Source organism: Streptomyces sp. SID14478 (assembly GCF_010548525.1).
Classification (GTDB): Bacteria; Actinomycetota; Actinomycetes; order Streptomycetales; family Streptomycetaceae; genus Streptomyces.
The window spans coordinates 1-5,965 of the sequence record NZ_JAAGMG010000603.1 but is presented as its reverse complement, the minus strand read 5'-3'; the positions used below and the strand labels follow the sequence as shown (position 1 = coordinate 5,965).

The following is a 5,965-nucleotide window of genomic DNA, read 5'->3' as shown; positions in this document are numbered from 1 at the left end:
AAGGCGTGTCCTCCAGCTCGCCGAGCGCGAGGAGTTGTTCCGGGGTGACGTCCGAGGGGATCGGCTGCGGGGCGGGGGTGCGCAGCGGCGGCTGCCAGCCCGCCTCCGGGTCCCAGGTGCGCACGACGCGGGCCGGCGCCCCCGCCACCACCGCGTGGTCCGGCACCTCCCCGCGCACCACGGCCCCGGCCGCGACGACGACGTTCCGCCCGATCCTGGCCCCCGGAAGGATCACGGCGCCGGTGCCGATCCAGCAGCCGGGGCCGATCGCGACCGGCTCCATCCGCGGCCACTGCTTGCCGATGGGTTCGTGCGGATCGTCGTAGGAGTGGTTCGTGGACGTGATGTAGACGTACGGGCCCATGTAGACGTCGCGCCCGATGGTCACGGTCGTGTCCGCGATGACGTGGCTGCCCCGGCCGATGACGACTCCGTCGCCCACGGTCAGGATGGGGTCGGGGCCCAGGTCGAGGTCCGGCATCAGCCCGGCGGTCAGGGTGACCTGTTCGCCGATGATGCAGTGCTCGCCGAGGTGGATCCACGGCTCCCCGAACACGGTTCCTTGCGGGAACGAGAGCTTGGTGCCGGGGCCGATGGCACCGAACCGGTGCCCGCCCGGCTGCTGCGCGGTGACCGCGCCCGCGCGCTGCGCCCAGTGCCAGCCCGCCTGCACGACGCGATGGGCGAGGCGGCCCTTGGCGGAAGGACGGGACGGCCCACCTGATGAGAACACGTTCCACTTCATCGGCACAGCGCCACGTTACTCACCCGTACCGTCCGCCCCCACCTCGACGGCCTGTGATCTTCACCCCACGGGTACGGTTCGCTCAGGCGCGACAGAGCACGATCTTGAGGAGTGGAATCCATGGCGCACGAGGCACTCGTCACCGGTTTCGGCGGCAAGCAACCGAAGGTGGACCAGGAGGCGTTCGTGGCGCCTCAGTCCGCGCTGATCGGTGACGTCACCCTGCACGCGGGCGCGAGCGTCTGGTACGGGGCGGTGCTGCGTGCGGAGTTCGAGCCGATCGTGCTCGGCGCCGACAGCAACATCCAGGACAACTGCACGGTGCATGTCGACGCCGGGTTCCCGGTGACGATCGGCGCGCGCGTCTCCGTCGGGCACAACGCCGTGCTGCACGGCTGCACGGTCGAGGACGACTGCCTGATCGGCATGGGCGCGACGGTCCTCAACGGCGCGGTGATCGGCGCCGGTTCCCTGGTCGCCGCCCAGGCCCTCGTGCCCCAGGGCATGGTCGTCCCGCCGGGCTCCCTGGTCGCGGGCGTCCCCGCCAAGGTCAAGCGGGAGCTCACCCAGGAGGAGCGCGACGGCGTCACCTTCAACGGCACGGTGTACGTGGACCTGGCCAAGGCCCACCGCGCGGAACATCAGTAGACGGACAGGAAGGCCGCGCCCTGCCAGGGGCGCGTGCGGCCCCGCCGGAGCCGCACTCGCGACACGGCGGACGCGTCCACGACGAGCGGGCCGAGGGCGGCGTCAGTCGCCCACGACCACCGGGTCCGACTCGGCGGAGTGCTCGGCCGCGACCTTGGCCGCCCGCCGCTTCATGAGGAGCATCGAGGCGAGGCCGAACAGCACGGCGACGCCGAGGCCCACGTAGCTGAACCGCTTCAGCCAGTCCTCGGCGACGACCCCGAGGTAGTAGATGACGGCGGTCGTGCCACCGGCCCAGACCACGCCACCGAGGAAGTTCGCCGTGAGGAACTTCCAGTACGGCATGTGCAGCACGCCGGCGAGCGGCCCGGCGAAGATCCGCAGCAGTGCGATGAAGCGGCCGATGAAGACGGCCCACATGCCCCACTTCTGGAAGGACCGCTCGGCCGTGGCGACGTGTGCGGGCCCGAAGTGCTTGGGGAACTTCCGCCCCAGCTTCGCGAGGAGCGGCCGGCCGCCCTTGCGCCCGATCGCGTACCCGATGGAGTCGCCGACGACCGCGCCCGCGGTGGCGCAGACCCCGAGGACGAACGGGTTGACGTCGCCGGACTGCGAGGACAGCAGCGCGGCCGAGACCAGCACGATCTCCCCGGGCAGCGGAATGCCCAGGCTCTCGAGGCCGATGACCCCGGCCACCAAGGCGTAGATGGCGACCGCCGGAATCGTGTCGAGCCATTCCTGGACGTGCAACGCCGTCGCCTCCCGTACCCGAAGAATCAGTGTGCCCGGCGTGCGCTCCCCCTCTGGCCGCGCACGCCGGGCAGCCTACCTGCTCCCTATGACGCCACCGAGTCCCACAAGGTGCAGTGGTGATCGCGGTGAACTGCCGAGGAGCGTGTGATTCCGCCCACGGAAGCGGTCCGCAGCGACAGCGTCCGCCCGGCCGAGGTCCGCCGGTCGGGCATGGCGGGCGCCCCGTCGGCCCGTGGCGCCGACCCCCGGACGAACGACCCCCAGTACTGCACCATCTGCCGTGACAGGACGCGCTGTTCGCGATCGAGCGGCGTGACGAGCCCGAAGTGCTTGAAGAGGTACTGCACCTCGTTCACGTGCGTGGCCCCGAAGTCGAACGTCCTGCCCGCCTCCCTGATCGACGCGAAGGGCGGCGAGGTGCGGTCGGCGAACTCGTACGCGTACACGGGTGATCCGGTGCGCGCGAGCCTGCGGTCCAGACGGAGCGCCGGGCAGGCCATGAGCTGGTCTCCGGCCGCGGCTGCGTACGCGTACGTGGGCGACGGGTAGGCGGCGAGGGGGTACTCCTTCAGGGCCCGCCGCCCGGCCGCGGGCCCGTACGCGTCGACCAGTGCCTTCGGGTACGCGGCGGCCGTCAGCGGCCGGCCCTGTCCGTCGTAGGCGCCGTAGGCGAACAGCCTGCCTTCGTCCTTGTTGGCGCCGTTGAGCACGGGCACCCGTGCGGAGCGGCCCGCGGCGATCGCCGCGGCGGGCTGCACGGGCAGGAACGCGCCGCCCACGACGGGGGCCCAGTCGAATCCGGCCTGGGCGTCGAGGATCTCCTTGGCGGACTTGCGGCGCAGACAGCCGGTGACGTCGCCGCTCGCGCATCCGAGCTTCGCGGCGAACGCGGCGCCCGAGCCGGCGGCGTCCTCGTGCGTGCGGGCACCGCAGTCCCCGTACGCGCCGGACTCGACGATCCCGGCGCGGAACAGGCCGCGCCCGGGCGGCGAGGCGAGCTGCGTGCACACGGAGCGGCCACCCGCGGACTCGCCCGCGAGGGTGACCCGGCCCGGGTCGCCGCCGAACCGGCCGATGTTGGCGCGCACCCAGCGCAGCGCCAGTTGCTGATCCTGGAGGCCGTAGTTGCCGGAGACGCCGTCCGGGGCCTGCCGGTCGAGGCCGGCCGCCGCGAGGAAACCCATCGCGCCCAGGCGGTAGTTGACGGTGACGACCACGGCTCCCGTGGTGCGCGCGAAGGTGTCGGGGACGATGTCGGCGCCCGCGCCCGCGGTGAGCCCGCCGCCGTGCAGCCACACCAGCACGGGCCGCCCGGCCGGGCCGTCGGGAGCGTAGACGTTCAGGGCGAGACAGTCCTCGGTGTACGTCGGATCCTCGTACCCGGGGTCCCAACTCGCGCTCTGTACACACCTGTTGCCGAAGTCGGTCGCGTCGCGGACACCGTGCCAGGAGCCGGCCGGGCGCGGCGCGCGCCAGCGCAGGGAGCCGACCGGGGGCTTCGCGTAGGGGATGCCGAGGAACTGCCGTCCCTCGACGGTGCGTTGACCGTGCACCCAGCCCGCCGCGGTGCGGACGAGAGTGCTGCCGCGGTCCGTCGCACGGGCGGCCGCCGCGGGCAGCAGGGCAGCGGCCAGGAGCGTCACCAAGGCGGCGACGAGGGCACGCATGCGGCCCCGCCCCATGTCACTTGTCCCCTGCCACGACGACCCGCCCGCTCAGTCTCGGGTCCCGGGCGGAGGAGCCCACCCAGACGGTGCGGCGGCCGGTGCCGAGGACCGGGCCGTGGCGTCGCGTGCTCCAGGAGGAGAGCGTCTCGCGGGCGATCCGTACGCTCACCCGGCGCCGCTCCCCCGGCCGCAGCGTCAGCCGCCGGTACCCGCCCAGCACCCGTACGGCCTGGTCCATCGGGAGATGCGGCGACGGGCCGACATAGACCTGCGCCACCTCCACCCCGGGCCGCTTCCCGGTGTTGCGCACGGTGAAGGACACCTCGACGTCGCGGCCCGTCCAGCGCGCCGCGAGGCCCTCGTAGGCGAAGGACGTGTAGGACAGCCCGTGCCCGAACGGGAAGAGCGGCCGCACGCCCTGCGCGTCGTACCAGCGGTAGCCGAGGTGGATCCCCTCCGAGTACTCCTCGACGCCGGCCACGCCCGGATAGCGGCGCGGGTCGCCGGACATCGGGTGGGTGTCCTCGGACGTCGGGAAGGACTGGGTGAGCCTGCCGCCCGGATCGCAGTCGCCGAACAGGACGGCGGCGGTGGCGGCCGCGCCCTCCTGCCCCGGGTAGTACATCTGCAGCACGGCGCCGACGCCGTCGAGCCACGGCATGGTCGTCGCGGACGACGTGTTGAGCACGACTGCCGTACGGGGATTGGCCCGTGCCACGGCCGCGATCAGCTCCTCCTGGTGACCGGGCAGGGCGAGCGAGGTGCGGTCCATGCCCTCGGTCGCGTCCTCGTACGCGAACAGGACGACGCTGTGCGCGGCCCGCGCGACCCGCACCGCCTCGGCGACATCGGCCGCGCGGGTCGCCCCGGTGACCCGGCGCAGACGGAAGGTCTGCCCTTTGTCGCCGCCCTTCGCCGTGATCTGGAGCCGGTGCGAACCGGCCGCCAGGGAAAGGGTTTTGCGGCGCAGCATCAGCCCGTCGGCCGCCGCGGAGAGCAGGCCGCCCGTGAAGTACTCGCCGAAGTCGGGCAGCACGGGGAAGAGTTCGACCCCGTCGAGCACGACCTCGGGCCGCTCGCCGGAGTAGTGGATGACGAACGTCCACTCGTCGGCCGCGCCGGCGGTGAGCGTGCCGTCGTAGGACCAGGTCCGCCCGGCGCCGACCTGCTGTTCCTCCAGATCGACGGCGGGCGTGAGCACCTTCGTGGGCAGCGCCTTGCCGTAGATGTCGTCACCGAGCGCGTACGTGACCGAACTGCCGTGCCCGGCCCGGGACGTGATGGCGTCGTACGGACTGTCGGCGTGATCGGGGACGACGTGCGCGCTGCCCCCGCCACTGACGAACGGGACGCGTCCGGTGGGGCCGATGACGGCGATCGACCGGGCTCCGCGCAGCGGCAGGGTGCCGCGCGGGTTGTGCAGCAGGGTGGCACCGGCCTTGGCGACCTCCAGGGCCACGGCGGCGCCCGCCTCGGCGTTCCGCGCGGGCCGCGTCGGCACCTTCCCCGTCAGCAGCCCGAACCGTTCCATGACGGAGAGGATGCGCCGCACCGCGCGGTCGACCTGGTGCTCGGGGACGGTGCCGTCCTGCACCGCCTTCTTCAGCGCCGCGCCGAACATCAGCTCGCCCGGCATCTCCATGTCGAGCCCGGCGGCCATCCCTGCGACGGTGGTGTGCGTGGCGAACCAGTCGGTCATCACCCAGCCGGTGAAGTGCCATTGGTCGCGGAGTATGTCGGTGAGCAGCGCCTTGTTGTCGCAGGCGAAGGTGCCGTTGACCTGGTTGTACGAGCCCATGACGGACCCGGCGCCGGCCGCGACGGCCGCCCGGAAGCCGCGCAGTTCCAGCTCGTGCATGGTCTGCTCGTCGGCCCGCACGTCGATCGACATGCGGTCCTTCTCCTGGTTGTTGAGCGCGAAGTGCTTGACGGTGGCGATCAGGCCCTCGCCCTGGATGCCCTTGATCTCCTCGGCGACCAGGTCGGAGGCGAGCAGCGGGTCCTCGGAGAACGTCTCGAAGTTGCGTCCCGCGTACGGGGTGCGTATCAGGTTGACCATCGGCGACAGGAGCACGTCCTGGCCGAGCGCGCGGCCCTCGCGGCCGATGACCCGGCCGTAGCGCCGGGCGAGCGCGGGGTCGAAGGCGGAGGC

Annotated in this window: 5 protein-coding genes; 1 reads left to right on the top strand and 4 read right to left on the bottom strand. The window is 72.6% G+C overall.

Annotated elements, in window-relative coordinates:
- A partial coding sequence (locus tag G3I40_RS19975) for an acyltransferase (protein ID WP_164303505.1) occupies nt 1-745 on the bottom strand: 745 nt, incomplete at its 3' end.
- A gap of 120 nt (nt 746-865) precedes the next feature.
- Here G3I40_RS19975 and G3I40_RS19970 point away from each other — a divergent pair.
- The gene (locus G3I40_RS19970) at nt 866-1,393 is read left to right on the top strand and encodes a gamma carbonic anhydrase family protein (RefSeq protein WP_164303504.1); all 528 of its coding nucleotides are present in this window, start codon (nt 866-868) and stop codon (nt 1,391-1,393) included.
- A gap of 102 nt (nt 1,394-1,495) precedes the next feature.
- Here the strand turns inward: G3I40_RS19970 and G3I40_RS19965 are convergent, their stop codons facing one another.
- The 3 genes from G3I40_RS19965 to G3I40_RS19955 form a co-directional block, all read right to left on the bottom strand.
- Entirely contained in the window at nt 1,496-2,143 is a 648-nt protein-coding gene (locus G3I40_RS19965; protein ID WP_164303503.1) for a DedA family protein, read from the bottom strand.
- A gap of 86 nt (nt 2,144-2,229) precedes the next feature.
- Entirely contained in the window at nt 2,230-3,813 is a 1,584-nt protein-coding gene (locus G3I40_RS19960) for a carboxylesterase family protein (protein WP_164303502.1), read from the bottom strand.
- Between the two features lie 16 nt (nt 3,814-3,829).
- A partial coding sequence (locus G3I40_RS19955; protein WP_164303501.1) for a glycoside hydrolase family 3 C-terminal domain-containing protein occupies nt 3,830-5,965 on the bottom strand: 2,136 nt, incomplete at its 5' end.